Below are 26,975 nucleotides of genomic sequence, written 5' to 3' on the forward strand. Positions count from 1 at the left end.
CGTGTCCCGAGTCAGGGACGGTCTTCCTGTACCGCTTGTGCGGTTCAACCATCGGCATTGCGAGACATACGGGGCAGTAGTGGGTTGTCCCCGACATGATCAGGAGGGCAATACGTGGAGCCGGACCGCACGGCAGACGTCATCAACGGAACACTCGCTGCTCGCGACGTCAAGGAGTCGTTGCGCGAGCGCATCGCCGTGCTCGAACGACTCGGCCGCAGGCCTGGACTCGGCACGATCCTCGTCGGAGAGGACGCAGGGTCGCACTCGTATGTCGCGGGTAAGCACCGTGACTGCGCTGAGGTCGGGATTGACTCGATCCGGATCGACCTCTCGGCCAACGTGTCTCAGGATCGCGTCCTGGACGCCGTTCAGCGGCTGAACGAGGACCCGCGTTGCTCCGGCTTCATCGTGCAGTTGCCGCTGCCTGCGCACATCGACATGCACGCCGTGCTGAACGCAGTCGACCCCGACAAGGATGCTGACGGCCTCCACCCAGTCAACCTCGGCCGACTCGTGCTGAATCAACCCGGCACGTTGCCATGCACGCCACGAGGCATTCTCGAGCTGCTCCGAAGCAACGACGTGCCCATCACAGGGTCCCAGTTCTGCGTAATCGGATGTGGCACCACGGTCGGGAGACCGCTTGGTTTGATGCTGACTCGGCCAAGTGAGCACGCCACCGTGACGATGGTCAACGAGGCAACAGTGGACGTGGCCGCCCACACTCGCGTGGCGGATGTCGTCATCGCGGCCGCTGGGGTCGCTCACCTGGTCCAGCCCTACTGGATCAAGCCGGGTGCCACCGTGATGTCGGTGGGCATCACGCGTACCGTCGAAGGGATCTTGGGGGACGTTCATCCTGATGTGGGAACCGTTGCGGGCAAGTGGACCAGAGCCACCGGCGGAGTAGGACCGATGACTCGCGCGATGCTCCTGAAGAACGTCGTCGAGCTAGCCGAGCGCGCGGCTGGACTCCAGATCGCCGACGACGCGCTAGCAGCCTCGTGAGAGGTGTGACCTTGACTCGGAGCGAAGCAGCATGAACATTGTCGTCTGTGTGAAGTACGTACCCGACGCCACTGCCGACCGGCAGTTCGAGTCGGACAACACCGTGGACCGCGTCGGCGTCGACGGGCTGCTGTCGGAGCTCGACGAGTACGCCGTCGAGCAGGCCCTCCAGCTGAAGGAGAAGGCCGGCGATGACACCAAGGTGACCGCGCTGTGCGTGGGCCCGGAGAAGGCCGTCGACGCGGTGCGCAAGGCACTGCAGATGGGCGCCGACGAGGGCGTCCACGTGCTCGACGACGCGATCGCCGGCTCGGACGCCGCCGCCACCTCGCTGGTCCTCGCCAAGGCCGTCGAGAAGGCCGGCGCGGACAGCAAGGTCGACCTCGTCATGTGCGGCATGTCCTCCACGGACGGCGCGATGAGCGTGGTCCCGGCGATGCTGGCCGAGCGCCTGAACCTGCCCCAGGTCACGCTGGCGTCGGTGGTCGAGACCCAGGGCGACCAGGTGCGCGTCAAGCGCGACGGCGACACCGCGACCGAGGTCATCGGCGGCACGCTGCCGCTGGTCCTGTCGGTCACCGACCAGTCGGGCGAGGCCCGCTACCCGTCGTTCAAGGGCATCATGGCCGCCAAGAAGAAGCCGCTGGAGACCTGGTCGCTCGGCGACCTCGGTGTCGACGCGGGCCAGGTCGGCCTGGACGCGGCGTGGACCGCCGTCGAGGAGACCACCGCCCGCCCGCCGCGCACCGCCGGCGAGATCGTCAAGGACGAGGACGGCTCGGGCGCTTCGGCGCTGGCCGAGTTCCTCGCCTCGAAGAAGTTCATCTAGGCCAACCCACCCCGCCGACTAGCCGGCGCAAAGGCGGCCGGGCACCGTCGCTGCGAATTGCACTCGCTCCTCTCCGTCGGGCGAGATGTCAACTTCAGTCACCCAGCGACGGTGTCCGGTCCACCAGCACCGTGCTGGCACACAAGACGCCTGCGCGCGAAGGAGTACCGATGTCTGAAGTTCTCGTTCTGATCGACCACGTCGAAGGTGCGGTCCGCAAGCCGACGTACGAGCTCCTCACGATCGCCAAGCGCCTCGGTGAGCCGTCGGCGGTCTTCATCGGACCGGCCGACCAGGCCTCCGACGTCGCCGAGAAGGTGAAGAAGTACGGCGCTGAGAAGGTCTACGTCGTCGACGACAGCCAGATCAAGGGCTACCTGGTGGCCCCGAAGGCCGAGGCGCTGCAGCAGCTCGCCGAGAAGGCCCAGTCGAACGGTGGCGTCGCCGCGATCCTGATCCCGTCCACCGCGGAGGGCAAGGAGGTCGCCGGCCGGCTGTCCATCAAGCTGGAGTCGGGCCTGATCACCGACGCCGTGGACGTGCAGGAGGGCCCGGTGACCACGCAGAGCGTGTTCGCGGGCAACTACACGGTCACCGCGAAGGTCACCCACGGCACGCCGATCATCACGGTGAAGCCGAACTCCGCGGCTCCGGAGGAGTCCGAGGGCGCCGGCACGGTCGAGGAGTTCTCCGCGACCATCTCCGACGCCGCGAAGACCGCCCAGATCGTGGCCTCGCAGCCGCGGCAGGCGACCGGTCGCCCCGAGCTCACCGAGGCCGCGATCGTGGTCTCCGGCGGCCGTGGCACCGGCGGCAACTTCGAGCCGGTGGAGAACCTCGCCGACGCGATCGGAGGGGCCGTGGGCGCCTCGCGTGCCGCGGTCGACTCCGGCTGGATCCCGCACACCTTCCAGATCGGCCAGACCGGCAAGACCGTGTCGCCGCAGCTCTACGTGGCGACCGGCATCTCCGGTGCGATCCAGCACCGCGCCGGCATGCAGACCTCGAAGACGATCGTGGCCGTCAACAAGGACGAGGAGGCCGCGATCTTCGAGCTCGTCGACTTCGGCGTGGTGGGCGACCTGCACACGGTGCTCCCGGCGCTGACCGAGGAGGTCACCAAGCGCAAGGGCTGACAGAGACTTCGTCGTCATCCTAGGGATCTGGAGCGTCACCCAGACTCAGTACCGCGCCCCGAACGATTCATGGAAAGCACCGCTGTCGTCCACACCGCCGGACTCATCGCGGAAGGCGCGCAACATCGTCGAAGTCGGCAGCGTCGACACAAGATCATCGCGCTGCCTTCGCAGATGAACTTTGCGCCTACTTCGGCGCTCATTCGTTACGACGTGCCACCTCTGCGACATCGATGCCCAGAGCTGCGCACAGCTCTCGAGCGGCCGATCGCGAAACACGCAAGTCACGAAGCACCTCAACAGTTGGCAAGGCCAATCCGAGACTCGCCGCCAATGCACGCGCGTCCCACCCCCTCCGCTCCATCGCAGCGTCAAAGACGTCGCCCAGGAGGATCCACTCGTCCATGCCTACCAATCGCGCTCGGCCAGGCGGTGCGGCATCCTCGACGTTGATGCCGACCATCGCCTCGCCGAGCCCGCGGGAGACCTTGGCGACCACGTCGGGGTCGCTCATCCGGGACACCCCGCCCAGGCGCGGATGTCGGCGGGGACGCACTCGAGCGCCATCACCGCGACCGCGCCGGCGTCCTCGGCGATCTTCGCCTGGTCGGGCGTGACCACGTCCATGATCACCCCTCCCTTGAGCATCTCCGCCATGCCGCGCTTCACACGAGAGGTGCCGTCTGGTCGTCTTCGGTCACGGCAACTCCCGGCCATGGGTGCGCGCTGGCCTGTTCCCCTGGCCGCTTGCTCGGTCCGCCTGAAACGCTGCCGACGTCGGTGTCTTCTAGTTGTCGTCCGACTCTCCCGCGTTGGCGCTTGCCGAGTTGACGTTCGTTCGGAGGGGCTCGCCGTCGCGGTTCTTCTGCGGTCCCCACTCAACGACGGGTGGCATTCCGTCCGGACGACGCCACCCGTCGCTACGCACCGCGAGCCCTTCGTAGACACTCGGCGGCCGAGTGGTCATGTTGACCACTCAACGCTGAGGTACTGAGTCTCCTGAAACTCTCGGAGCCCGTCGCGCGCGCCTTCTCGGCCCAAGCCACTCTGCTTCACCCCGCCGAACGGCGCCGAAGGATCAGAGACCAGTCCGCGGTTGATGCCGACCATGCCCGCCTCGATGCGTTCGCCCAGGCGAACCGCACGGCCGAGATCACCTGCGAATACGTACGCCGCGAGTCCGTACTTCGTGTCGTTGACCTGGCGCAGCAGCTCATCCTCGTCGCGCCACAGCACGATCGGGGCCACCGGCCCAAAGATTTCCTCGCGAAGAATTGTCGCATCAGCCGGTACGTCGGCGAGGACGGTCGGAGGGTAGAAGTATCCAGGGGCCTCCGGCAGTCCCGCTTGATGCGAGATACGGGCACCTTCACGGACAGCGAGGTCTACAGCTTCCGTCACCCGGTGCAGTGCGCGCGCGTTGATGAGCGGTCCGATAGCGGCGCCACCGACCGCGGGACCGACAGAAAGCTTCTCGACCTCCGCGCCGAACTTGGCGAGGAAGTCAAACGCCACGGCGCTGTGCACAAAGATCCGGTTCGCAGCCGTGCACGCCTGTCCCCCATTGCGGAACTTTGCGATCATCGTGCCTGCCACCGCGGCGTCGAGGTCAGCGTCCTCTGTGATCACCACAGGCGCGTTGCCTCCGAGTTCCATGGAGGCGTTGACAATCCGGTCGGCGGCTTGGCGGAGCAGCGTGCGTCCGACGCCGGTAGACCCGGTGAAGGAAATCTTCCTGACCCGCTCATCTTCGAGCCATGTGCTGACGACGGGACCCGCGTCGGTGGTCGTGACGATCTCGAGCACTCCGTCGGGCAGTCCGGCCTCGGAGAGAAGCCGGGCGAGGGCGAGAGCGGTGAGCGGAGTCTCCGGAGCGGGTTTGAGAACGACGGTGCAGCCGGCCGCCAGAGCCGGTGCGATCTTGCGAGTTGCCATGGCGGCCGGGAAGTTCCACGGAGTGACGAGTGCTGCGACTCCGACGGGCCGGTGCGTCACCAGAGTACGGGTTCCGCCGAACGGTGCCTCTCCATACTCTCCGCCGGGTCGAACCGCCTCTTCGGAGAACCAACGCAGGAACTCGGCTGCGTAGCCCACCTCGGCTGCTGCGTCCACCAATGACTTGCCGTTCTCGCGTGCGATGAGAACTGCGAGTTCGTCCCGGTCGCGGAGCATGTGCTCGAACGCTCGCCGCAAGATGTCGGAACGGTGACGCGGGGCTGTTCGAGACCAGTCCGCAAACGCGCGCGACGCGCGGTCGACGGCCTCGCGAGCGGCACCGACATCCTGGTCGGGAACTTCGCCGAGCACCTCAAGCGTGGCAGGATTCTCGACGGCGATGATGCGGTTGCTGGTCACGGGTAGAGACCTCTCTGTCGATGCGCCTCGGCGACGCGACGTACGGCGAGGCAGGTGGCAGCCTGCCGGAGGGGGAGTCGGAGTCGGTCCGCCTCCGCGAGTACCTGGCACCAAGCGGTGTCCATGCGCTCGGCCAACTTGGATTCGACTTCGGCCTCGTGCCACCAGTACGCCTGGTTCGCCTGGACCCACTCGAAGTAGGAGACGACGACCCCACCTGCGTTCGCCAGAATGTCGGGAACGACTAGCGTGCCGATCTCAGCCAGGATTCGGTCTGCCGAGGTCGTCGTCGGCCCGTTGGCGCCTTCGACCACAACTCGAGCCCGGACAGATCCAGCGTTGCCCGCGTGGATCACGCCCTCCACCGCAGCCGGCACCAGAAGATCGACCTCGAGGGTGAGCAGCAGCTCGTTGTCGATGCCGGTTGCAGCGCCGAAGTGCACTACGGAGCCGGTCTGCTCGACGTGGGCCTCGAGGGCCTGCAGATCAATTCCGTCCGGGTTCCAGATCGCTCCCTGCTCGTCGCTGGCAGCGATGACCAGGACTCCCGCCTCGGCCAGGAATCGAGCAGCGCCTCGGCCGACCTTGCCGAATCCCTGCACCGCGGCAGTCGAGCCGCCAGCCTCGAGGCCGAGGTGCCGCAGTGCGGCGAGCGCGGTGAGGACCACGCCACGCGACGTCGCCGACGCACGTCCCAACGATCCGCCCAGACTCACCGGCTTGCCCGTGACAGTGCCGAGGACAGTATGGCCGGACGCCACGGAGTACGTGTCCATCATCCAAGCCATCGTGTGCTCGTCGGTTCCGATGTCCGGGGCGGGAATGTCTCGGGTCGGCCCGATCATGGGGAGGATCTCCGAGGTGTAGCGACGGGTGACGCGTTCCAGCTCCGCCGCCGAGTACTTGCTCGGGTCAATGGTCACGCCCCCTTTGGCTCCCCCGTAGGGGAGGTCCATAAGCGCGCACTTCCACGTCATCCACATGGCGAGCGCTCGGACCTCATCGAGGTCCACCTTGGGGCTATAGCGCAGCCCACCCTTGGCCGGCCCGCGAGAAAAGTTGTGCTGGACACGATGGCCGGTGAGTACCTCGACTGAGCCGTCGTCGCGGCGCAGGGGGATGCTGACGGTCACCTCTCGGCGAGGCGATGCAAGCAGGCGATGCACCCCCTCGTCATAGCCGAGCACGTCGACCGCGTGCCGCAACTGCTCCTGCGCATCGTCAAGTGGGCCACGCGACCCCGCGGCGTCAACCGGGGAGCCGATGGGCACGCTGTGAAGAGTGGTCATCGGGGGGCCTCGAAGATCGTGTCGAGCACGTCGAGCGCGACGTGCAGCAGCTTGTCGGAGATGCTCAGCGGCGGCAGGAACCGCAGGACGTTGCCGTAGGTGCCGCAGGTCAACACGATGACGCCCTGGCGGTGGGCGGCGGCGGCGACGGCCTTCGTCAGCTCCGGGTTCGGCACGTCGGTCCCGGCCTGCACGAGCTCGACCGCGATCATCGCGCCGCGACCGCGCACGTCCCCGACGCGCGCGTCGCGCGCCTCGATCCGCCGCAGGCGGTCGAGCATCAGCGTCTCGATGTCGCGAGCGCGCTGCACCAGGCCCTCGGCCTCGATCGTCTCGATGGCGGCGAGGGCGGCGGCGCACGCCAGCGGGTTGCCGCCGTAGGTCCCACCGAGCCCGCCGGCGTGGGCGGCGTCCATGATCTCGGCGCGACCGGTCACCGCCGAGAGCGGCAGGCCCCCGGCGATCCCCTTGGCGGTGACGATCAGGTCAGGCACGACGCCCTCGCGGTCGCAGGCGAACCAGTCGCCGGTTCGGGCGAAGCCGGTCTGCACCTCGTCGGCGATGAACACGACGCCGTTGTCGCGGCACCATGTGGCGATTGTGGGGAGGAAGCCGGTGGCCGGCTCGATGAACCCGCCCTCGCCCTGGATCGGCTCGATCACGACCGCGGCGAGGTTGGTGGCGCCGACCTGCTTCTCGATCACGTCGATCGCGCGGAGTGCGGCCACGACGCCGTCGGTGCCACCGTCGCGGAAGGGGTAGGAGAGCGGGGCGCGGTACACCTCGCTCGCGAACGGGCCGAAGCCGTGCTTGTACGGCATGTTCCTCGCCGTCATCGCCATCGTCAGGTTGGTGCGCCCGTGGTAGGCGTGATCGAAGACGGCGACGGCCTGCCGTCCGGTGTGGGAGCGCGCGACCTTGACCGCGTTCTCGACAGCCTCGGCTCCCGAGTTGAAGAGCGCGGTGCGCTTGGCGTGGTCGCCGGGGGTAAGCCGGTTGAGCGCCTCCGCCACGGCGACGTATCCCTCGTAAGGCGTCACCATGAAGCAGGTGTGCGTGAAAGCGGCGACCTGCTCTTGCACGGCCGCCACGACCCGGGGTGCGCTCGCACCGACAGTCGTCACCGCGATGCCGGACCCGAGGTCGACGAGCTGGTTGCCGTCGACGTCGACCACGATCCCGCCGCCGGCGCGCGCGGCGAACACCGGCATCGTCGTAGCGACCCCGGCCGCCACGGCGGTGGACTTGCGCGCCATCAGACGCCGGGACTCCGGACCGGGGATCTCGGTCACGAGCAATCGCCGCTGCGGCACCTCCTGGGTCGTCAGGGTGGTGGGCTTGGTGGTCGTCGCGGTCATGATTCAAGGGTGTTGCTCGCAGGGTTATGCTGTCCAATACCTATTCGCGTTCATCTCCATGCCAATGAGGCCTAGTGCAACTCAGTCACCTCCGCTATCTCGTCGCCACCGCAGAGCAGGGCAGCGTCAGCAAGGCCGCAGCGAAGGTCCACGTCGCCCAACCGTCTGTGTCGCGCCAGCTGCGGCAATTGGAGCGCGATCTCGGCGTGCCGCTCTTCGAACGCGGCGCTGGTCGTTTGGTCCTCAACCGGACCGGTCGAGCGCTCCTCCCGGGGGCGCGCGCAGTGCTGGCCGCCGCGGACGCGCTCCATGAGGCCGCCGCGTTCCACCGAAATGGCCGAATCGAGCACCTCACCATCGCAGCGCCGACCGTCACGCTCACCGACATCGTTTCGCCGTTCGTCGCCACCATGTCGCCCGACGACCCGATAGTTGACGTGCTCGGGGCCGACGGTCTCGACCCCGTCGAGATGCTCCACGCGGGCGCGGACCTCGCGATTGGGACCCGGCGCCCACCAGCCCCGTACGCCGCGCGCCACCTGGCAACCCTGCCTGTCTGGGCATACGTGCCCAATGACGATCCGTGGGCCGCACGCAAGCGGTTGACGATTGACGAGCTGGTCAGCCGCCCGCTGGTCGCATTGCCGGCGACCTTCACCGCCCGCGAGGCACTAGACGCCGCCGTAGTCGGTAACGGCGGGTCGTTCTCCGCCTTAGTGGAAGCGGCCAACGGCACAATCGCGCAAGCCCTCGCAGCCTCGGGGCGCGGCGTTGCCGTTGTGTCGGACGATCCGCGATTTGACTTGATCCCACTGACCATCGACATCGGAGGGGAGGCGCTCGCCGTCCACCTCACCGCGACGTGGGACCCGCGCGGGGTCGCTGCGACCACGCTCGCGAGCGTCGGGAATCGATTGGCCGAGTGGATCGCTCACGCATACGAGTGAGGCTCCGCGATCAGCCACACAGCCACCGGCGGAGAACTTTGCGAGCACGCAGGCGAAGATCGCACTGACGAAACTTGGAGCCCGGGTCCCTTTGCCACACAGTCCTGGCGACGACCGACCTCTCGGAGCCGGCGGCCGGCGTTTCGACGCGCGCGAGGCTTCCCATCGGACAGGCGACCGACGACACCCGTGACGGAGATGCCACATCTTGCGCGTGTCGGGTTGCCTTCTACAGGACCCAGCGGCAGTCGTCGGAACGGTAAGGCTCGCACCTCAGGCACCGAGGCTCAGAGCATCCCGCGCACTGCTGAAGCTCCTCGCCACAATCCTCGCAAGACCTCAGAGAGCTCGACTGTGTCGCCGACCATCCGGTCCTCGCTGGGGTTGCCCGAGTCGTCTGTCTGTCGGCCTTCTGCTGCTTCGCCAAGGTCATATTTCCGTTCAAGGTCAGGAGAAGGCCACCTGCTCAGCCGGCTGGCTGAGCAGTGAGATCGCCTCGGCGGAGCGAGAAGCGTGCGCGGCTACGAGACGCCGGCGGTCGACGCTGATACGTCCCGCAACTTCCCCGACAGCCGCACCACGCGGTTGGCCAGGTGCTCGAGTGCAGCGACCTGCGGCGTTCCCAGCGGCTCGCTGTTTGACTGGCCGGTCACATGGGATACGCCGTACGGATTGCCGTCGACGAACTTGAGGAGATCGGTGTAGCCGGGCGGCACGAGGACACCGCCGAAGTGGTAGATGCTGTTGTATAGAGCGAGCAGAGTCGACTCCTGACCCCCGTGCGCCGTCTGCGTGGCCGTGAAGCCGGCGTAGGCCTTGTCTGCAAGCAGGCCCTGGGACCACTGCGGTCCCAAGGTGTCTAGAAACTGCTTCAGCTGACTGGCAACGTTTCCGAACCGGGTCGGCGTCCCGAACAGGACGCCGTCTGCCCACACCACGTCATCGGCGGATGCAATGTCGATGTGTGCAGTGGCGCCCGCATGCTCTGCCCACGCCTTGTTGCGTGAGACGACCTCCGGCGGGGCAAGTTCCTCGACTCGACGGAGTCGGACCTCCGCACCTGCGCCTCGTGCGAAGGTTGCCAGCCGCTCAGCCATCGAATGGATGGTCCCCGTGGCGGAGTAGTAGATGACAGCGACCTTGACCGGTGACATGTGGAGCCTTTCTTGGAGGGGAAGGGCGAGAGAACGGACGGGTTCGATGTTGTCGACATGAGTGCCGGCCGTCCTACTCACTGTCCGAAGAAAAGCTGTTGGAGTTTGCGCGTGCACTGCGTTCAGACGGTGGACGAGTTCAGTGCAGGCCCTGCCGACGTCGATCAGTCGCTACGACCTGCGTCGCGGAGGCCGGACCACGTCACGAACTTGACCCGGGTGCGGCCTTGGTCGCGTCCTGCACTCACCTCGGCATCATCGATGCGCCGCCAACCGTCGATCCCAAGCAGGCCGGGCCGTCGCAATCGGGCGAGGTCTGCGAACGATTCCGCGCCGCCAGGCGGATCTGCTAGGCGTCCGATCTTGAAGTCCTCCAGCAGTGACGCAACTGTTTCGGCCGCGTCGACCCGATTCGTCCCGAGAACCCCTGAGGCCCCGCGTTTCACCCATCCGGTGCAATACACGCCCGGCACGGGGCGTCCGCTGCGGAGGTCGATAACCCGACCCGCGCGATTCGGGAGTACCCCCCTGTCCCCGTCGAAAGGCAGTCCCTCGATCGGTTGTCCAGTGAATCCCACCGCCCAGATGACCAGCGACGTCTCGATGACCTCCTTGGTCCCGTCATGTCGGGCCAGTTCGAGGCCCGTCACCTCGTGCTGGCCCAACAGTGCAACCGGCGTCAAACCGAAACGAAGGATGATCCGTCGAGGCCGTGTGCAAGAGCGAGCGGCGGCCTCGGCCACAATCTCGGATCGGCGAGGCAGGGCCCATCCTCGGTCCGACTCGGAAGCAGCGGCCCAGTCATCGTCCGTGACAGCAACCTCACTCGCTTCCGCGACCAGATCTACGTCTGGCAGGTGCGTCAGTGCCGACAACTCAGCTGTGCTGTAGGCGGCGAACGCTTGGGACCTGCGTCCGACGACGGCAACTTCCTCGATGCTGCTGGCGGTCATCGACCTGAGTGCGGCGTCGGACACCGAGGTGGACGCGTACGCGGCAGTCGGCTGGGCGAGCAGACGCGCGACGTCCAGAGCCACGTTGCCGTTGCCGATGACAACCGCCCTCCGCCCCTTGATGCTGAAGTCCGGGAGTGCGCTGTCGGGGTGACCGTTGTACCAAGCAACGAACTCTTTGGCTGAGACTGAGCCGGGGAGGGCTTCTCCGGGGATACCTGAGCGTCGCGCACTCGCTGCTCCTGTTGCCACGATGACAGCGTGGTGATGTTGCAGCACTTCCTCGATCGAGATGTCGCGTCCGACCTCAACGTCGAAGAGACAACGCACGTTGGGCCGGACCAGGACGCGTCCGAGCCTGTCAGCGATGCGCTTGGTGTTGTCGTGGTCGGGCGCGACTCCTGCACGTATCAATCCGAAAGGAGTCGGGAGTCGCTCGATGATGGTCACTTCGACGCCGGGGATCTCGGTCAACTCGGTCGCCGCGTATAGGGCAGCGGGTCCCGATCCGATCACCGCGACCCTCAGTGTCGACAGGCCCGGGGGAAGGCGATGGCGGGAGACCACCGGTGGTTCAGCCGGGGTCAACGGACGCGCCTCGAAGTACTCGGCGTTGATCACGCCGGACGTGGCGAGAGTCGGCGGAAGTGCATCTCCTGGGTAGATGGCGTCGACTGGACATGCGGTGGCGCAAGCGCCGCAATCGATGCAGCTCGACGGATCGATGTAGAGCTGTTCCGTGCTCTCGAAGTCCGGATCACCGGGTCGGGGTCGGATGCACTGGACCGGACAAACCGGGACGCAGGCGGCGTCCACGCAACAAGACTGGGTGATAACGAAGGTCATCCAGCGCGCCTCTCTCAGTACTAGACGGCTCATGTTCGCCCAAAGGGAACCGCCACAGCACTGCCAGGTGCCACAAGGCCACCGGCACGATTGTGCGGAAAGTCGCAACTGCACAGCGGCAGACTCGAGTTCGGCATCATCCAGACCCGCCTTAGCGGCCTTTACCTCTGCCGAGCCCCTACCGCTTCCATACAAGTACCGACGCATCTTTGCCTGCGACTGTGCAGGGGTGCGATTCCGAGCGCTCCTAGATTGGCCAGATGGGCTGTTCGAGCATCTCCACTAGTCCGTATCCGCTCCCGCAACACGCGATGTCACGCACCTACGGAATGGTCGGATGAGTGCACAGTGGCGAGTCCCGCGCGCCCATGACCTGAACACGGCCGACGCGGGAGTCCGCTCGTTCTGGATGGCTGATGCGCTGGCCGACGAGACAGACCGCATCGATGCCGAGCGGCTAGCCTCGAATGTCCGGGCCGACGTGTGCATCGTCGGTGGGGGGTTCACCGGCCTGTGGACCGCCATCGAGCTGAAGACACGAGAGCCCAGCATCGACGTGATCCTTCTCGAAGCGGGTCTCTGTGGCTGGGGAGCAAGCGGGACCAACGCCGGCATGCTGATGAACCTATGGCCCAAGCTGCCCTCCCTGCTGCGTGCGGGCGGCAAGGACGAAGGCGCTGACGTAGCTCGGGCCTCAGTAGAGGCGATTGACCACATTCGTCGCTTCTGCGTTGAACACGGCATCGACGCGCAGGTCGAGTCGAACGGCTGGTTGTGGGCGTCGAACAACAGCAGCCAAGACGGGGCGTGGCTTGACACCCTTGAGGCCGCGGCCGCCTACCGCGACTGCCCCTTCGTCGAGGTCGACGCAGCGGAAGCGACTCGACTGGCCGGAGCGCCCGCACGCGGTGGGCTCCTCGACCCGACCTGTGTAGGTCTCCATCCTGCCCGTCTCGCCCGTGGTCTCATGAGAGTCGCACAGGGTCTTGGTGTCGTCGTGCACGAACATAGCCCGGTGACGGGGTTGCTACGCGAGCACGCTGCCACGTCGGTGACAACTGATTCTGGATCGGTCCGAGCTGGTTCGGTGGTTTTGGCAATCAACGCTTGGTGCAACCAGTTCCCGCAACTCCGCTCCCACCTCGTCACGACGGCATCGGACAATGTCGTGGTCCGCCCCCGACACGAGTTGAAGAACCCTCCGCTCACCAACGTCTCGGACTCCGGACGCCTCTTGGACTACTGGCGCCCGATGAGCGGAGGAGAGGTTCTTTTCGGCAAGGCGGGCCTCGGCATCGGTTGGGGGGTTCGAGGTCCGAACACGCTATTCACCGCGGCCCCCCGTCCGGACCAAATCCTGGCGCAGATGGCGAGAACTGTGCCTGGCTTGGCTGGCGCCGAGCTGCTGTCCTCGTGGCGCGCGCCCGTCGAGTATTCGCTGTCCTCCCTGCCCTTCTTCGGCGAGATCACCGGCTTCCCGGGCGTGTACTTCGGCACGGGCTACTCAGGTGACGGCGTCGGACCGTCTGTGATCGGCGCTCAGGTCCTGGCCGGCCTAGCCACCAGATCGACGGACGGCATGACGACGTCTTTTCTGACGAGAGCACCCTCAGGACACGGCCTGCCGCCGGAGCCATTCCGGTACCTGGGCGGCCAGCTCGTCAAGGCGGCAATGCTCCGCCGGGACCGCAAACAGGATGACGAGGTCCGAGTCGACCTCCCCACCCGCCTCATATCGCGAATCGACCCCACATCGTTCCTTGGATGACAGACCGCAAGGAGACACACCATGCGCGACATCGTTGATCGTCTCATCGAATGGTGGGACGACGGAGTGTCGATCGGACTGGCCACTGTGGTGGACACCTCGAGATCTGCGCCCCGCGGGCCAGGAGCCGCGATGGGTGTCACGGCCGACGGCACGGTGCACGGCTCGGTATCCGGGGGCTGCGTCGAAGGCGCGGTCTACGAAATCGCGCGTGAGGTCCTCACTGACGGAGTTCCGGTGCTCGAGCACTACGGGTACTCCGACAACGAAGCATTCGCAGTTGGGCTCACTTGCGGTGGGGAACTGGACGTCTTTGTAGAACGGCTCGACCGTGGCACCTTTCCGCACTTCGCCGAAGTCGTCGACGACATCCGCAGCGGTCGACCGGTCGCCGTCGCTACTGTCGTCGACCATCCAGACGCCACGTGGCGCGGTCGCCGAATCGTGATCTACCCGGAAGGAGAGGATTCCTCCCGCAAAGGCACTCTGGGTAGCGGCCGGGCCGACGACGCAGTGGCGGACGACGCGCTGGGATTACTGGCTGCCGGTCACAACGCCATGCTGACCTACGGTCCAGACGGCCAACGGCTCGGCGATGGGATGAAGGTGTTCGTTCAGGCATTCGCCCCGCCGCCCCGGATGCTCGTCTTCGGCGCGATCGACTTCGCCGCGGCGGTCGCGTCCGTGGGATCGTTCCTCGGATACAACGTCACCGTGTGTGACGCACGACCCGTCTTTGCCACCTCGGCTCGCTTCCCTGAGGCGGATGAGGTCGTTGTGGACTGGCCACACAGGTACCTCGTGCAGGAGCACCGCGAAGGACGGGTCGACGACCGCACGGTCATCGCCGTCCTCACGCACGACCCGAAGTTCGACGTTCCCCTCCTCTCCGTTGCGCTTACGCTTCCAGCCGCATACGTCGGCGTCATGGGCTCACGTCGCACTCACGACGATCGAGTGACTCGGCTTCGCGAAGCTGGCGTCACGCAGGAGCAGCTGGACCGCATGTCGAGCCCGATCGGTCTGGATCTGGGCGCTCGCACTCCCGAGGAGACCGCGATCAGCATCGCAGCCGAAATCGTGTCGGTGCGCTGGGGTGGAACCGGGGTGCCTCTCAGCGCGTCCGCGGGCGCCATTCATCACACCGCAGTTGGGGTCGCGCCTTGATCCCGGCCGATCGGGTTGACCGACCGGGTGACGTGGAGCGTTTGTTGAGCGAGACCGGGTACCTCTGCTCACCCGAACTCGCTACGGTCGTCTTCCTCGCCCTGAAGATGCACAAGCCACTACTACTCGAGGGCGAACCCGGCACAGGCAAGACTGCTCTCGCAGAGGCCTTGGCCACCGCCTGCCAATTGCCCCTCCTGCGGCTTCAGTGCTACGAAGGCATCGATTCCACTCAAGCGCTATACGACTGGGACTTTCCCCGACAAATTCTGCATTTGCGCGTCCTGGAAGCAGCCGGCGCGGTGGAGACAGCAGAAGCCGAAGAGGGGCTCTACGACGAGCGGTTCCTGCTCCCGCGCCCGGTACTTCAGGCTTTGCGGCAGGCCCCGACCGTGCTACTCATCGACGAAGTCGACCGCGCCGACGACGAATTCGAAGCATTCCTACTTGAAGTGCTCTCAACGAACCAGGTGAGCATTCCGGAGATCGGCGCGGTCCGGGCATCCGTCCCTCCAGTGGTCGTGCTGACCTCTAACCGGACGCGCGAGCTCCACGATGCGCTGAAGCGTCGCTGCCTCCATCACTGGGTCGAGCACCCCGGACTGGAGCGCGAACTGCAGATCGTCCGATCCCGGGCCCCTGAGGTTTCAAGAGAACTAGCAGAGCAGGTCGTGCGAGTGGTCCAAGAGGTTCGACTCGAGGAACACGCACTACTCAAGCCACCCGGCGTCGCCGAGACATTGGATTGGGCGCGAGCGCTCCATTACCTCCAGACAGTCGAACTGAACTTCGAGGCAGCAGCCGTAACTCTCGGCGCGTTGGTGAAGTATCACGAGGACACCGACCGTGTGAGTCGCGCAATGGAGCAGATCCTCGGGTCGTGACGTCCCCGCCAGCGGACAGGAGGTGCGGATCCGACAGCTACGAACCGGACCGACTTACGCACATATCCCCGGACTTGAGATGATCGCCGCCAAGAGGACGACAACACGGCGGCGCGTGCGTCGGATCAGCCACAGTGCGAACACAGACGCCGAAGTTGCATCGGCCGCCTGCCACCGATGCGAGCGACCGGAGGCCGACCAATCAGTGCCAGTCGACACATCGGGACCACTGACGACTCGGCGCCGTCCGGTTCCCGCCCTACCCCAGCGCCCGCTGCAGTGCGGAGACAATCTTGTTGGCTCGGTCGTCCGGCATGGGACCCATCACGTTCGGCAGGAAGGCGAACCCCACCCGAGCGTCACGGTCGGCGAAGGCCAAGCCACCCGCTGCGCCGTCGTGGCCGAAGCTCGAAGGCCCCAGCATCGGGCGCAGATCCGAGGACAGCATGAGGCCCGTCCCCCACCTCGGGACCAAGGAGACGGGCGGCCCCATGAAGGGCTGACCCTCAGATTGCACCCGCGTCGAGTCGTCGAGCGTCTCGGCGCTGAGGCCCACGCCGACGCGGTCTCTGTTGTCCTTGCGATCCGTCTCTGTTGCGCTGGTGTCCGATACCAAGGCGGCGTGCAGGGAGCCTGACCCGGTTCTCCGGACACGGGTGGTGTGGTGATCATGCCGCTCCGTTGGCGGTGGTGTGAAGGTCAGCGGCAGCTTGTTGCTGCTGCCAGTGGTGTTCGTATTCGACGGGGCTGAGCATCCCGATCGAGGTGTCGGCGCCGGGGTTGTACCAGGCCTCGATCCACTCGAAGATCGCGGCGCCGAGGCCCCTCGGGGGTCTCCCAGATCCGCTGATCGAGGAGGCTCGCGTTGCATGGTCGACCAGAACGATTCGATCATCGAGTTGTCCACTGATGAGGCCACGCGGCCCATGGATCGAGCAGGCTGGCGTCGCGGAGCCGGTGCCGAAGACCCAGGATGTGTACTGGGCGCCTCGGTCGGCGTGTACCACGGTCCCGGGCCTGGGCGGCGTCGCCAGATCGCCATCTGCAGGGCGTCGACGACCAGCTCGGATCGCATGTGGTCCGCGATCGACCAGCCCACGACTTGTCGGGTGAAGACGTCGAGGACCGCGGCGCAGTAGACCTTCCGCCCCGGGTCGGGCGCTCGGTGATGTCGGTGCACCACAACAGGTCCGGCCCGCGGCGACGAACTTCCGTTGCACGAGGTCCTGGTGGACCGCCCGCGCCGGCTTGTGGCGCCGCTTGTGGCGGTGGCTGATCCCGCGCCGGCCGGTGATCCGCAGCAGCCGGGCGACCCGTTTGCGTCCCACCCGGACTCCCATCCCGAGCCGCAGTTCGGCGTGCACCGCGGCGCCCCATAGGAGCACCGGGACATGGCGTGGATGTCGACGATCGTGTTCGCCAGATAGGCGTCCTCGACGTCCCGCGCCGAGGGTGGCCGGTCGCGCCACTCGTGCAGCCCGACCTCGAGACCTTCAAGACCCGGCAGGCCACCGCGACGTCAAAAGCCGTCCGCGGCAGGCTCCTGGACCAGCCGGAACCCTGTTGCGGGAGCACGTTCTCCCGCGCGAAGTACGCGGACGCGCGCTTGAGGATCTCGACCTCCATCTCCAGTCGGCGGTTGTCGCGGCGCAGCTTGGTCAGCTCCTCCCGCTCGCTGGTCGACAACCCCTCCTTACGACCGGAGTCGATGTCGTCCTGGGCCATCCAGCGCCGCAGGCCGGACTCACTGATCCCCAAGTCCTTGGCGACCTGAGCGACCGACGCGCCCGGCTGGCGGGCCAGATCGACAGCCCGGCGGCGGAACTCGGGCGGATGTGGTGCAGGCATCTTCGAACTCCTTCCTGCAGCGATCATCGCTACAGGTCAGGTGTCCGGGCTACCGGGTCAGGCTCCCTGGCTGCCAAAGGACGATGACGCATAAGCCGCCCTCAAGTCGAGTCAGATACATCCTCCACCACCCCCGGTCCCGATCAGAATGAGCAGGCTGCCGCCCTCAACAACTCGGAGAACCAACAGCCGTACACCCCAGAAAGGCCATCCCGTGCCCAAGAACGCACCGACCAGCACAGACGTGGCGCGCGAGGCCGGCGTATCGCGCGCGACCGTGAGTTACGTGCTCAATGGTCGAAGCGATGTGCGCATCACAGATGCGACGCGTGAACAGGTCCTGAGCGCCGCTCGCCGCCTCGGTTACCAACCCTCGCCGGCCGCCAGGGCGCTGCGCGTCGGTCGAGGGGACGTGGTGTTGTTCCTACTGCCGGACTGGGACACGACCGGCGAGCTCGGCCATTTCCTGGAGAGCGTAGGCAACCTGACTTCTGAGGCAGGATTCGTGTGTCTGCGGTACGAGGGACCGCAGTGGCAGGGACACCTTGCTGCCCTCCTCGGGAAGGTCACCGCCGCCGCCGTCGTCACATTCTCACCGTTGTCCGCACGAGACGCCGAGGCGATGGCCGCCTCAACCATCCCAGAAGTCCGCGCTTGGCTGCTCGACGGGCCGGAAGGGCACACCCTCCGTATCGACCAGCGAGAGGTGGTGCAGCTCCAAGTCGATCGGCTCGTGTCGCGGGGTTACCACAGCCTGATCTATGCGGTCATCAAGGACCCACGCAATCAGCAGTTCATCGACGCGCGCGTGAGCGCATTCAAAGACCTCGTAGCGGCGCAAGGCATCACCGACACCGACGTCGTGGTCCTGGCCGGGCGGCTCGACGAGTTCGTCGACGTCGTGCGCTCCATGCGCGACACACACGGCTCCCCTATCGGGGTCTGTGCCTGGAACGACATGACGGCAGCCGGCATCCTCAGCGCCGCTCACATCTTGGGGCTGGCAGTACCCGACCAAATAGGTGTTATTGGCGTCGACGACACCCCGTTGGCCGCCCTGACCGCCCCACCGCTCAGCAGTATCCGATTCGACTTGACCCAGGATGCGGCGCTGATCGCGGCGACAGTCGCCTCGACCGTCGGCGTCCCGCACGAGTGGCCAGCTGTTGCGAGTGACCCGGTCACTCTCGTGACCCGGGCATCGTGCTGACCCTCCGACCAGGTACTTGCGTCTCAGAGGGCTGCCCCTACGAACGGCGCGCGTCCGCTATGGCCCACATCCTGCACTGCTCGGCGTCTTTCGTTAGTTCCACGGCCGGCGTTCGCGCGACTGTCCATCCCCTTCCGCAAGTGGCGCAAGTAGCACGCAAGGAAGCGCCTGCCAGACAACCGTCAGCTCATCAGAGCTACCCGATCGCCGACGCGGACACCACCCGGCGACACGACGCTTGCGTACATACCGAAGAGGACGGCAGGGCCCGACTCATCCGGCGTGGAACCGCGCACGTCCCGGATGCGTCGCTGCACCTGAAATCTCCGGTCGCCGTCATACGGACGATGCTCGACAGCCAAGCATCGCGGGATTCCTCTGGCAACCCGCAGCGCGCAGTCTCCGACCACCATGGCGCGATCAGCCAAGGCGTCCTCCCGATAGGGGTGCGGGCCCAGGTCGAGAGTCATGTTCAGCCGGAACCGACGACCGTCTACCGGTCGACCGTCGAGCTCACATCCCAGCGATGCCAATGAGGCCGACGAAACGAGGGTGACAGGATGCACGTCCCCGCCTCCACCGGGCTCGGCGCAGCGAACCAGTCGAAGGTTGCGCCCGGCCAGGTCGGAGAACCACGCATCCCAAGGTCCCGGGGTCCACCTACCTTCGACCATGCGCTCGTCGAACTGGAACGGGCGAACGGGACCCACAGGGCGCAGTTCGGCTTCGCAATCGACGACCGTCCGCCTACCGACTCGGAAAATCTTGGCGATCGGGTCGTAGGTGGTCCAGCAATCGAGGAAGATCGGATCTTTGGGCACCGAATACAGGCGCTCGTCGACGTCGACCAGAAAGAACTCGCGGTTACCGACGATCCCTGAGGCTGTCACCTGGATGTGCTCGACTTCGCGGAGGGCGAATCCCTTTGTCACAGTCGTGTACAGCCGTGCGACGGTGCCGACCGATTCATCCACCCTCATGATCACAGTGTCTCTCGATTCCTCTCCGATGATTTGACCCCGCCGTCTTCTCGATCCCGGTCCTACACTCCATCCGGTCAACCGCGGCCCGCACCCAGCTCAAGGGCTAGCACGCCGCTCACTATGAGTGCCATGCCCAGAACCTGGGCACTCGTGAGGCGTTCACCTAAGCAGGTCGCGCCGATCACAGCGATGGCGACGATGCCGGTCGCGGACCACAACGCGTACACGACAGCGACGTTCAAACCGCGTTGGAGCACCACAGACAGCAGGAAGAACGACAGCCCGTATCCGCTCACGACGATAAGACTTGGCAGAAGTCGGCTGAAACCCTCGGATGCTCGCAGCGACAAGGTGGCCATCACTTCCACTGCGATTGCGAGTCCTAGCAGTAGGTACGTCACCATGTGTCTCCGCCTTGCGCCATGTCACTCTTCCAAACGGCCTAACGTCCCGACGGTAGGGCGGATCTCGACCAGCGTCTGCGGGCCGCGTGTCGGAAACCGACAGCCGGTTTAGCGCTATCTGGCAACCGCTCGGGTGTCGCTCATGCACCTGCCGCCGACTGCAGGGGCGTCCATCGCCGTCACGGTCGAGTCGGGCGCTGAGACAACGGTGCCAAGCGGCTCGGGCGGCCGGGATGCCCACGGTCAACGCTGAGAGCGTCTCCGCGCTCGCTCCTCGAAGGTGACAACCTCTGGTGTTGCCCCGACCTGGGTGCGAAACGGAATGAAGTTGAGGTGCTTGGTGCGCGAACGTGGCTCAGGCACAACGGGTCCGCGATCGTCGCGATGACCGATCATGCTTGAGGTTCGACACAGGAGTCGGCCATGTCGGCGGCGTCACCCAGCGCCTTCCGGGCTGCCTCGACGATCTGCTGATACCCAGTGCAGCGACACAGATTGCCGGAGATCGCCTCGCGGATTTCGTCGTTGCTAAGTCGACGCGCCTCGTTGTAAATCGGCAGCAGGGTCATCAGCATCCCAGGTGTGCAGAAGCCGCATTGGAGGCCGTGGCAAGCGGAGAATGCATCTTGGAGCCCGTGCAGCTTTTCGTCGCAGGCGAGGCCTTCGACGGTAGTCAGTCGCCGGCTGTCACACTGCACCGCAAGCATGGTGCAGGACCGCACGGGCTCGCCATCTAGAAGCACGGTGCAGCTGCCGCACACGCCGTGCTCACAACCCACGTTTGTGCCGGTCAGCCCCAGTTCGTGTCGCAAGAAGTCCGACAGCAGCATCCGGGGCTCGACGTCACGCTCATACCCCTCACCATTAACGATCACACGAGTCTTCATGCGGATGTCCTCTCGGTTCCGGCGTGGTCCAGATCGAAGGCTTGGCGCAGAGCCCGACGTAGTGACTCCGCGACGACGGCGCGCCGATACTCCTTCGTCCCGTGGACGTTGCTTTCCGGAGTGAGATGCCGTTCTGCGCAGGCGACCGCGTCCGACACGGCCGACTCGTCGACTACCCGGTCGACGAGGGCCTCCTCGAGGCCCTCGGCCGAGGTGGGTCCAGGGCCCGCCGCAATCAGACCCGCGCGCACCCGCGTGCAGCGTCCCTGTTCGTCCACGCGGGCACTGACTGCCGCCCCGCCGATGGCGTAATCACCTCTACGGCGCGCGAACTCCGAGAACCCCCACCTGGTGAAAGCATCGTGTGCGGGGACCTCCACACCTGTCAGGAGTTCGCCATGGTTGAGGGCAGTCTGAAAGTGGGCGCCGAAGAACTCTTGGCATGGGATGCGTCGTTCCCCGTTGCTAGACCGGGCGACGATGGTGGCTCCAGTGGCGAGGAGCACCGCCGGGAACTCGGCTGCGCTGTCGCTGTGCGCAATCGCTCCACCGAACGTCCCTCGATTGCGCACCTGTGAGTGGGCGACCCAACCTGCAGCCGTCGAGAGGAGCGGAGCGTCCTGTCGGAATTTGGGCAGCTTATGGATTTCTGCGTGCCGAGTCAGCGCTCCGATATGCAGCACCTCGCCCACACGCCGCACGTCGCGGAGCTCGGTGAGTCGGGAGACATCTACCAACAGTGTGGGACTCGCAAACCGCAGGCTTAGCAGCGGGATGAGGCTCTGCCCGCCGGCGATGAACTTCGCGTCCTCATCGGAACTGACGAGTTCAATCGCGTGGTCGACTGATGTGGCGACCACGTACTCAAAGGGCGGTGGCTTCACGGGCATCCCTCTCGTGGAACGTCGGCTGGTCCCGACGCAGTTGTGCGTTCCAATCAGGACGCCTGATCTTGGTTCGACTGTCCGACCAGTGTGGTCACAGCGAGGCGCCGTGCCCATTACGCAGTCAGGCAAGGTCAACGCCTGCTTATTCGACAACTGACAAGGGGAGATCGTGTGGCGGCTTAAGGACCGGCGGCCTCGGGGTCCGGACCCAATCCCGCGTCCGCGTGCACCTCGAGATCGCGTAGGTCCGCACTAGAGACCTGCCCTAGGAGGTCTGCGAGTCGTAGTGCCACGGCCAACTCGTCCCGACGGGCGCCGATGGTCACCCCGAGTCGGGACTCGATAGAGCGCAGGCGATAGGCAACCGTACGCTCATGGACGTGAATGGCCTGTGCCGTCGAGGCCGCATTCTGTCCGGACCGGAAGTACGCCCGCAAGGTGGACTTCAACAATTCTCCACGCGGATCTTCCTCGTCATGGAGCGGACCCAGCTCACGCGACACAAAGTCTTGGACGGCTTGACGGTCTTTGAGCATCAAGGCCTCTAGCGCGACATCGGCGTAGTTGACAATGCCCGCGGCTCGTAGCTTGCCTACCCTGTACGCTTGCCACGCCTGACGGTGACTCAACCGGAAGCCATCGATCCCATGCGCCACCTCGCCCAGAGCCAGATGGGTTTCGCGCATTGCCCGGGCAGCGTCAGGTCGCTCGACTAACACTCGCTTCAACGATGACGAGCCCAGCCAGCCCAGGTACGTCCCCGAGGTGCCGCTCACGGTCAGGTGCCTCGCGTCCAAACTGACGGCTAGCGCCCGGATGTTGGCTTCGGGCGAGCGGCCCCATGCGACGACAGCCAGATGCTCCGCACGGAGGCTGTAGCCGAGTTGCTGAACGTCGGCCGGCATACCTCGCAGGATGTCGCTGACCACCGCACGTCGCTTCCGGTCCTGGCTCCTGAAGAAGTAGGCGTTGTGTTCGGCTTGATAGGCGGCGATGACGGACTCCATCACCTTGTTGTTCCACGCGTATTGATAGTCCGAGGCCTGTTTTAGGACCGCCATGCGCCGCTCGTCCGAGTCGACCATACCCAAGGTCTCCTCCAGGATTGCGTCCCACAAGATCGACTGACCCACCCGATACGTTCGCAACAAGGAATGAAGATCGATGCCAGCTTGGGCAGCTATGCGGGCTTCCTGGAGTGCAGCGTCGGAAGGACGGTCCGGTGGTCGCCGCCCGCCCGCCAAGCCCTCGACGATACTCGTGAGTGCAGACAGGACGCTGGAGCGTTCGGCTTCGTTGTATACCGGGTCGTCCTTTTCGTGGATCTCAGGGACCTCTTGTGCGGACGTCCTTTCGATCGCCGAGACGAGTTCAGGGATCCGCGCGCGGACTGCGTTCGCCACGACCTGCAGGTCGGACTCGATCGTCATGGATCGATCCTAGGCACGTCCGCCATCGAGGTCTCAGCGCGCCGAGAATGTCCTCCGGGCACGCTCGGGCTCACGGGGCCACGACAGTGTCGACAACCACGTCCGCCCAGGATTCGTCGTACTGATCGAAGCGAGGAAATCCCTCACCCGGACGTGCCGTCCAGTGGTACTGCACCCCAGGGTTGTGTTCGGCGTAGCGGTCCTTGACGAAGATGTGAGGACTGCCTTGCACCGGCAGCGCCGCCGCAGTACGCCAGTTTGTGAATACCTCCGCGTAACCCCGCCCCTGCTCGAGAGCCGATTCGAGAGCGGGCAAGTACAGCGAGGGGCAGCCCGCAGCGGCCGCAAGGATCTCGGAGTGCACACTGATCGAACGGCCGTGAATGTAGAAGGCCTGACGTAGAGCATGGTCTAGTTCGTCACTGGCCCGCAGGCCACCGACGCTGAGCGCCTTCGCGGCCTGAACGGCAGCCATGGCTGGCATGGTGGAAACCACGTATTGCCAATCGGGAGCGGTCCAAGGCTGCCAACCGAGAGCCGGCACCAGTCCGGCGATGGCAGTCACCTCAACATCGATGATCCCCTTCGGCGTGCCGCGCTTGTTGAAGAGCTCAAGCGGAAAGGCACGGTGGTCGATGGCAACGTCAACGTCTCGCTGCAGCACTCGGGAACGCAAAGTGTGCAGCGCAAGGCTCGCCCAGGGACATCCGATATCCGACCAGACCGTGATGACGCCATCCGTGGTGTTGACCAGCGCCGGGTCCTGGAAGGGGTCTGCAGGAGACTCGGCTGCGTGGTCGGTCCCGGCCGTCACGATCAGGTCGTCCGTCGCCGATACAGCACGGTGGCCAACGAGACCCCGGCGATCAGAGCGCCACCGTTCACATAGTCGTTCACGTAGGGATCGACGCCGGCCAGGCTCAGCCCGTTGTTGAGCACAGCGAGGAAGTAGACAGCGATGATCGTGCCCCAAACATTGAAACGCCCCGGTCGAACCGACGCGGCACTCAAGAATGCCGCCGCGAAGGCCGGCAGCGTGAAGGTAGCCCCGACGTTGGGCGAGGCACCACCTGCGCGGGAGACGTACAGGAGACCACCCAGTCCGCAGAGGAGTCCCGCGGCGGCGAAGGTCACCGCGCGGAGTCCATCAGTGCGGAGGCCGACGAGCTTCGCTGCTTCCAGGTTGGAGCCCACAGCGTAGATCTGGCGCCCCAGAGAAGTGTGGTTGAGCACGAAGTAGGTGATACCCGCGATCACGAGGAGGGTGATGAAGATGATCGGAATGCCGGCTACGAGTCCCGTTCCGAAGTTGGTCAGAGACTGGGGGATGTCGCTCGCCGGCGCGAGACCGCCGGTGCGCTGGAGGATGATGCCCCCCAGGATCGTGGACATACCCAAGGTCGCGATGACTCCGTTGACGTGCAGACGAGTGACGATCAAAGCGTTGACCGCACCGACTGCAAGCCCGATGGCCAGCGCGAGGACTACCGCGGCCAGCACATTGCCTTCGGACGAAACGTATGCCGCCACCACGATGGCGGCGAGGCCCGCGATGTTGCCAACGGAGAGGTCGAACTCCTGGCAGAGGAGCGGGAGCAGCAGTCCGAGCGAGATCACGCCAATGACAGCCTGGCTGGCAAGCAGGATGCGTAGGTTAGCCACGGTCGGAAACGTGGACGACGTCTCCGACCAGAAGCAGAAGAATAGGGCGATCAGGGCCAGGAGAACCAGGAGCGCATAGGCCTCGAGGAAGTTCACGAAGCGTGCCTTGCCTGTGCGGGATCGCGCGGCCTTCCGCTTCTGTTCCGCCTCGGCGGCGTCTGCAGGAGCAGGCAGCGTCTCGGCGTCCGGGGACGCGACGGGCCCGTTGGTGGTGTCTTGCGTGTGACTCATAATGCCTTCTCCTGTGCGTACACGATGTCGTTGAGGATGTCCTCGGTCAGAGGTCCGGCGACGCTGTCGACGATCTCGCCCCCGCTGGTGACCACGGCGCGATGAGCCAGCGCTGCCAGCTCACCGAAGTCCGAGGAGACCACCAGCACGGCCGTACCGGCCGACGCTGCGGCGCGCACCAGTTCGTGGATCTCGTTGCGCGCCCCGATGTCGACGCCCTGCGTCGGCTCGTCCAACAGCAAGACGTCTGGACGACGTTGCAGCCACCTCGCCAGGATGACCTTCTGCTGATTGCCGCCTGAGAGGGCTGTCAACGGCGCAGTGGTGCTCGGCGCGTGGACCCCGAACTCCTGGATCAGTCGCTTGGCCGCGTTCCGCTCTCGCGAGGGGCGGATCCAACCCACGCGCGCATGTTCACTGAGCGACGTGATTGACAGATTCTCGGCGATGCTGAGTTCCGGCAGTGCCGCTTCGCGCAAACGGTTCTCGGGGACGAAGGCCAAGCCCCGCTTCATTGCGGTCCGCATGTCGGACGATGGCACCCTGCCCGATCGAACCGTGACTTCGAAGTCATCCCGGTGCGCGGCCCCGAAGATCTGCTTCAACATGCGCGAGCGACCCGACCCGAGTAGGCCTGCGATGCCCACGATCTCGCCGGTCCGCACCAGCAACATCTCGTCCTCTAGACCGTCCGCAGATCGGCGGCTCAGGGTCAGTGCCGTCTCGCGGGAACCCGCTACTTGAGACAGGTGAACCCGGCTCGCCACCACATCGTTGCCACGCCGCGCGCGTGCGGCGGGCTGCGCGGACGCCGAGCCGGTGATGCCGGCCACGAGAGTGTCGTGGCTGATGTCTGCACCGGTGAGCCGTGAGGCGACGCTGCCGTTGCGAAGCACCGTCACCTCGTTGGTGATGGCGGTGACTTCTTCGAGCCGATGGGAGACATACACGATCGTTTGACCGTCGGCGGCGTACTTCCGCAAGGCTGTCAGGAGCACGTCGACCTCGTGCTTCGGCAGACTGGCCGTCGGCTCGTCCAGAACCAGCACGCCGCGCTCGTCCGTGTCATCTTGATCCTGCAGAGCCCGGGCGATCGCCACCATCATCTGCGCCGCAGGCGACAGGCGGACCAGATGGGCGTCGGCAGCGACGTCGATCTCGAACCGGTCGAGCACCTGCCTGGCCCGTGCCTTCTGCGCACTCCAGTTGATGGACTTCACGGCCGTCGACTCGAAGCCGCGACCGAGCGCCAGGTTCTCGGCGACCGTGAGGTCTGGGAAGGTGGAGTTCTGCTGGTGGACGAAGTGAAGTCCGGATGCCTTCGCCCGCGAAGGCGTGTGGGACCGCGCGTCGATCCAGTCGCCGTTCAGCGCCAGCTTGCCCTGGTCAGGCGTGACGACACCTGCCAGCATCTTGATCAACGTGGACTTGCCAGACCCGTTGCCGCCCATCAGGCCGTGGATGGCGCCAGTCGTGACCTCCAACGAGACCCGGTCGAGAGCGCGGGTCGCGCCGTAGGTCTTGCTGACGTCCTGGATGGCGAGCGCAACCCTCCTCGCCTGCTCCGCCCGGGGATGCTCCGTGGTGGTCTGTTCGTTCATCGGTGCTCCTGGTGGTGGCTACTCTGCACACGGTCCGCTGCTTGGTCCGGTCATCGGTACGTGTCCCGATCTCCGGCCGAGAAGACACGCAACTGTGGATCTTGGGAAGCAAGTCGGGCTATCCGGTTCCGGACA

General features: G+C 65.7%; 23 protein-coding genes and 2 pseudogenes. 8 read left to right on the forward strand and 17 right to left on the reverse strand.

Translation table 11 applies throughout. From position 1 onward, the window contains the following. Positions 1-114: 114 nt before the first annotated feature. The 3 genes from ACILQ5_RS03245 to ACILQ5_RS03255 all read left to right on the forward strand — a co-directional run bounded on the left by ACILQ5_RS03245 (position 115) and on the right by ACILQ5_RS03255 (position 2,976). Positions 115-1,011 (forward strand): tetrahydrofolate dehydrogenase/cyclohydrolase catalytic domain-containing protein, encoded by an 897-nt coding sequence (locus tag ACILQ5_RS03245; protein WP_395656536.1) that lies wholly within the window; start codon positions 115-117, stop codon positions 1,009-1,011. A 31-nt stretch (positions 1,012-1,042) separates the two neighbouring features. Beyond that, positions 1,043-1,840 (forward strand): electron transfer flavoprotein subunit beta/FixA family protein, encoded by a 798-nt coding sequence (locus ACILQ5_RS03250; protein WP_395656537.1) that lies wholly within the window; start codon positions 1,043-1,045, stop codon positions 1,838-1,840. A gap of 170 nt (positions 1,841-2,010) precedes the next feature. After that, positions 2,011-2,976, forward strand: coding sequence for an electron transfer flavoprotein subunit alpha/FixB family protein (locus tag ACILQ5_RS03255; protein WP_395656538.1), 966 nt, complete (start codon positions 2,011-2,013; stop codon positions 2,974-2,976). Positions 2,977-3,175: 199 nt separating this feature from the next. Here the strand turns inward: ACILQ5_RS03255 and ACILQ5_RS03260 are convergent, their stop codons facing one another. The 5 genes and pseudogenes from ACILQ5_RS03260 to gabT all read right to left on the reverse strand — a co-directional run bounded on the left by ACILQ5_RS03260 (position 3,176) and on the right by gabT (position 7,978). Then, positions 3,176-3,490, reverse strand: a complete 315-nt coding sequence (locus ACILQ5_RS03260; protein ID WP_395656692.1) for a hypothetical protein — start codon at positions 3,488-3,490, stop codon at positions 3,176-3,178. Beyond that, positions 3,470-3,693 (reverse strand): annotated as a pseudogene (locus ACILQ5_RS03265) (hypothetical protein); the annotation flags it as partial. The pseudogene ACILQ5_RS03265 and the gene ACILQ5_RS03260, both read right to left, overlap by 21 nt. A 246-nt stretch (positions 3,694-3,939) precedes the next feature. Continuing rightward, positions 3,940-5,331: an NAD-dependent succinate-semialdehyde dehydrogenase gene (locus ACILQ5_RS03270; RefSeq protein WP_395656539.1), complete on the reverse strand. Its 1,392-nt coding sequence runs from the start codon at positions 5,329-5,331 to the stop codon at positions 3,940-3,942. After that, positions 5,328-6,602: a Glu/Leu/Phe/Val dehydrogenase gene (locus ACILQ5_RS03275; RefSeq protein WP_395656540.1), complete on the reverse strand. Its 1,275-nt coding sequence runs from the start codon at positions 6,600-6,602 to the stop codon at positions 5,328-5,330. The genes ACILQ5_RS03270 and ACILQ5_RS03275 overlap by 4 nt, the downstream gene beginning before the upstream one ends. A gap of 14 nt (positions 6,603-6,616) precedes the next feature. Beyond that, entirely contained in the window at positions 6,617-7,978 is a 1,362-nt protein-coding gene (gene gabT, locus ACILQ5_RS03280; protein ID WP_395656541.1) for a 4-aminobutyrate--2-oxoglutarate transaminase, read from the reverse strand. A 74-nt stretch (positions 7,979-8,052) separates the two neighbouring features. On the opposite strand from gabT, the gene ACILQ5_RS03285 reads away from it, so the two are divergent. Continuing rightward, positions 8,053-8,925 (forward strand): LysR family transcriptional regulator, encoded by an 873-nt coding sequence (locus ACILQ5_RS03285; protein WP_395656542.1) that lies wholly within the window; start codon positions 8,053-8,055, stop codon positions 8,923-8,925. A gap of 521 nt (positions 8,926-9,446) precedes the next feature. Here ACILQ5_RS03285 and wrbA read toward each other — a convergent pair. Together wrbA and ACILQ5_RS03295 are read right to left on the reverse strand one after the other, a co-directional pair. Further along, entirely contained in the window at positions 9,447-10,079 is a 633-nt protein-coding gene (gene wrbA, locus ACILQ5_RS03290) for an NAD(P)H:quinone oxidoreductase (protein ID WP_395656543.1), read from the reverse strand. Positions 10,080-10,243: 164 nt separating this feature from the next. After that, positions 10,244-11,878, reverse strand: coding sequence for an FAD-dependent oxidoreductase (locus tag ACILQ5_RS03295; protein WP_395656544.1), 1,635 nt, complete (start codon positions 11,876-11,878; stop codon positions 10,244-10,246). A 337-nt stretch (positions 11,879-12,215) separates the two neighbouring features. Here ACILQ5_RS03295 and ACILQ5_RS03300 point away from each other — a divergent pair, with 337 nt between their 5' ends. From ACILQ5_RS03300 to ACILQ5_RS03310, 3 genes are read left to right on the forward strand one after another with little or no spacing between them, the layout of a single operon-like run. Next, positions 12,216-13,646: an NAD(P)/FAD-dependent oxidoreductase gene (locus tag ACILQ5_RS03300; RefSeq protein WP_395656545.1), complete on the forward strand. Its 1,431-nt coding sequence runs from the start codon at positions 12,216-12,218 to the stop codon at positions 13,644-13,646. A gap of 21 nt (positions 13,647-13,667) precedes the next feature. Further along, positions 13,668-14,813 carry an XdhC family protein gene (locus tag ACILQ5_RS03305; protein WP_395656546.1) on the forward strand — a complete coding sequence of 382 codons (1,146 nt, stop codon included), beginning with the start codon at positions 13,668-13,670 and terminating at the stop codon, positions 14,811-14,813. Positions 14,814-14,857: 44 nt separating this feature from the next. Further along, positions 14,858-15,697 carry an AAA family ATPase gene (locus ACILQ5_RS03310; protein WP_395656547.1) on the forward strand — a complete coding sequence of 280 codons (840 nt, stop codon included), beginning with the start codon at positions 14,858-14,860 and terminating at the stop codon, positions 15,695-15,697. 259 nt (positions 15,698-15,956) lie between these two features. Here the strand turns inward: ACILQ5_RS03310 and ACILQ5_RS03315 are convergent, their stop codons facing one another. Together ACILQ5_RS03315 and ACILQ5_RS03320 are read right to left on the reverse strand one after the other, a co-directional pair. Continuing rightward, entirely contained in the window at positions 15,957-17,090 is a 1,134-nt protein-coding gene (locus tag ACILQ5_RS03315) for a DDE-type integrase/transposase/recombinase (RefSeq protein WP_395656548.1), read from the reverse strand. Positions 17,091-17,326: 236 nt separating this feature from the next. Beyond that, a pseudogene (locus ACILQ5_RS03320) lies at positions 17,327-17,572 on the reverse strand (transposase); the annotation flags it as partial. 187 nt (positions 17,573-17,759) lie between these two features. On the opposite strand from ACILQ5_RS03320, the gene ACILQ5_RS03325 reads away from it, so the two are divergent. Next, positions 17,760-18,755: a LacI family DNA-binding transcriptional regulator gene (locus ACILQ5_RS03325; protein ID WP_395656549.1), complete on the forward strand. Its 996-nt coding sequence runs from the start codon at positions 17,760-17,762 to the stop codon at positions 18,753-18,755. Positions 18,756-18,937: 182 nt separating this feature from the next. On the opposite strand, the gene ACILQ5_RS03330 is transcribed toward ACILQ5_RS03325, so the two are convergent. The 8 genes from ACILQ5_RS03330 to ACILQ5_RS03365 all read right to left on the reverse strand — a co-directional run bounded on the left by ACILQ5_RS03330 (position 18,938) and on the right by ACILQ5_RS03365 (position 26,840). Next, on the reverse strand, positions 18,938-19,735 hold the full coding sequence (locus ACILQ5_RS03330; protein ID WP_395656550.1) for an MOSC domain-containing protein: 798 nt from the start codon (positions 19,733-19,735) through the stop codon (positions 18,938-18,940). Between the two features lie 77 nt (positions 19,736-19,812). Beyond that, on the reverse strand, positions 19,813-20,142 hold the full coding sequence (locus ACILQ5_RS03335) for a DMT family transporter (protein WP_395656551.1): 330 nt from the start codon (positions 20,140-20,142) through the stop codon (positions 19,813-19,815). A 392-nt stretch (positions 20,143-20,534) separates the two neighbouring features. Next, the gene (locus tag ACILQ5_RS03340) at positions 20,535-21,029 is read right to left on the reverse strand and encodes a (2Fe-2S)-binding protein (protein WP_395656552.1); all 495 of its coding nucleotides are present in this window, start codon (positions 21,027-21,029) and stop codon (positions 20,535-20,537) included. Continuing rightward, a complete protein-coding gene (locus ACILQ5_RS03345; protein WP_395656553.1) occupies positions 21,026-21,913 on the reverse strand; it encodes an FAD binding domain-containing protein in 888 nt (295 codons plus the stop codon). Before ACILQ5_RS03345 ends, ACILQ5_RS03340 begins: the two co-directional genes overlap by 4 nt. Positions 21,914-22,095: 182 nt before the next feature. Further along, positions 22,096-23,346: a PucR family transcriptional regulator gene (locus ACILQ5_RS03350; protein ID WP_395656554.1), complete on the reverse strand. Its 1,251-nt coding sequence runs from the start codon at positions 23,344-23,346 to the stop codon at positions 22,096-22,098. A gap of 70 nt (positions 23,347-23,416) precedes the next feature. Then, positions 23,417-24,160 (reverse strand): DsbA family protein, encoded by a 744-nt coding sequence (locus ACILQ5_RS03355; RefSeq protein ID WP_395656555.1) that lies wholly within the window; start codon positions 24,158-24,160, stop codon positions 23,417-23,419. Positions 24,161-24,162: 2 nt separating this feature from the next. Next, a complete protein-coding gene (locus tag ACILQ5_RS03360; RefSeq protein ID WP_395656556.1) occupies positions 24,163-25,239 on the reverse strand; it encodes an ABC transporter permease in 1,077 nt (358 codons plus the stop codon). Continuing rightward, complete coding sequence (locus ACILQ5_RS03365) at positions 25,236-26,840, reverse strand: sugar ABC transporter ATP-binding protein (RefSeq protein ID WP_395656557.1); 1,605 nt, start codon at positions 26,838-26,840, stop codon at positions 25,236-25,238. Before ACILQ5_RS03365 ends, ACILQ5_RS03360 begins: the two co-directional genes overlap by 4 nt. Positions 26,841-26,975 lie beyond the last annotated feature (135 nt).

The organism is Nocardioides sp. (assembly GCF_044226305.1).
Lineage (GTDB): Bacteria > Actinomycetota > Actinomycetes > Propionibacteriales > Nocardioidaceae > Nocardioides.

Coding starts and splice junctions, on each gene's coding strand:
- ACILQ5_RS03260 (WP_395656692.1), bottom strand. CDS start 3,490: ATGAGCGACCCCGACGTGGTCGCCAAGGTCTCCCGCGGGCTCGGCGAG.
- ACILQ5_RS03315 (WP_395656548.1), bottom strand. CDS start 17,090: ATGTCCCGGTGCTCCTATGGGGCGCCGCGGTGCACGCCGAACTGCGGC.
- ACILQ5_RS03340 (WP_395656552.1), bottom strand. CDS start 21,029: ATGAAGACTCGTGTGATCGTTAATGGTGAGGGGTATGAGCGTGACGTC.
- wrbA (WP_395656543.1), bottom strand. CDS start 10,079: ATGTCACCGGTCAAGGTCGCTGTCATCTACTACTCCGCCACGGGGACC.
- ACILQ5_RS03305 (WP_395656546.1), top strand. CDS start 13,668: ATGCGCGACATCGTTGATCGTCTCATCGAATGGTGGGACGACGGAGTG.
- ACILQ5_RS03360 (WP_395656556.1), bottom strand. CDS start 25,239: ATGAGTCACACGCAAGACACCACCAACGGGCCCGTCGCGTCCCCGGAC.
- ACILQ5_RS03295 (WP_395656544.1), bottom strand. CDS start 11,878: ATGACCTTCGTTATCACCCAGTCTTGTTGCGTGGACGCCGCCTGCGTC.
- ACILQ5_RS03330 (WP_395656550.1), bottom strand. CDS start 19,735: ATGAGGGTGGATGAATCGGTCGGCACCGTCGCACGGCTGTACACGACT.
- ACILQ5_RS03335 (WP_395656551.1), bottom strand. CDS start 20,142: ATGGTGACGTACCTACTGCTAGGACTCGCAATCGCAGTGGAAGTGATG.
- ACILQ5_RS03255 (WP_395656538.1), top strand. CDS start 2,011: ATGTCTGAAGTTCTCGTTCTGATCGACCACGTCGAAGGTGCGGTCCGC.
- ACILQ5_RS03250 (WP_395656537.1), top strand. CDS start 1,043: ATGAACATTGTCGTCTGTGTGAAGTACGTACCCGACGCCACTGCCGAC.
- ACILQ5_RS03365 (WP_395656557.1), bottom strand. CDS start 26,840: ATGAACGAACAGACCACCACGGAGCATCCCCGGGCGGAGCAGGCGAGG.
- gabT (WP_395656541.1), bottom strand. CDS start 7,978: ATGACCGCGACGACCACCAAGCCCACCACCCTGACGACCCAGGAGGTG.
- ACILQ5_RS03300 (WP_395656545.1), top strand. CDS start 12,216: ATGAGTGCACAGTGGCGAGTCCCGCGCGCCCATGACCTGAACACGGCC.
- ACILQ5_RS03350 (WP_395656554.1), bottom strand. CDS start 23,346: ATGACGATCGAGTCCGACCTGCAGGTCGTGGCGAACGCAGTCCGCGCG.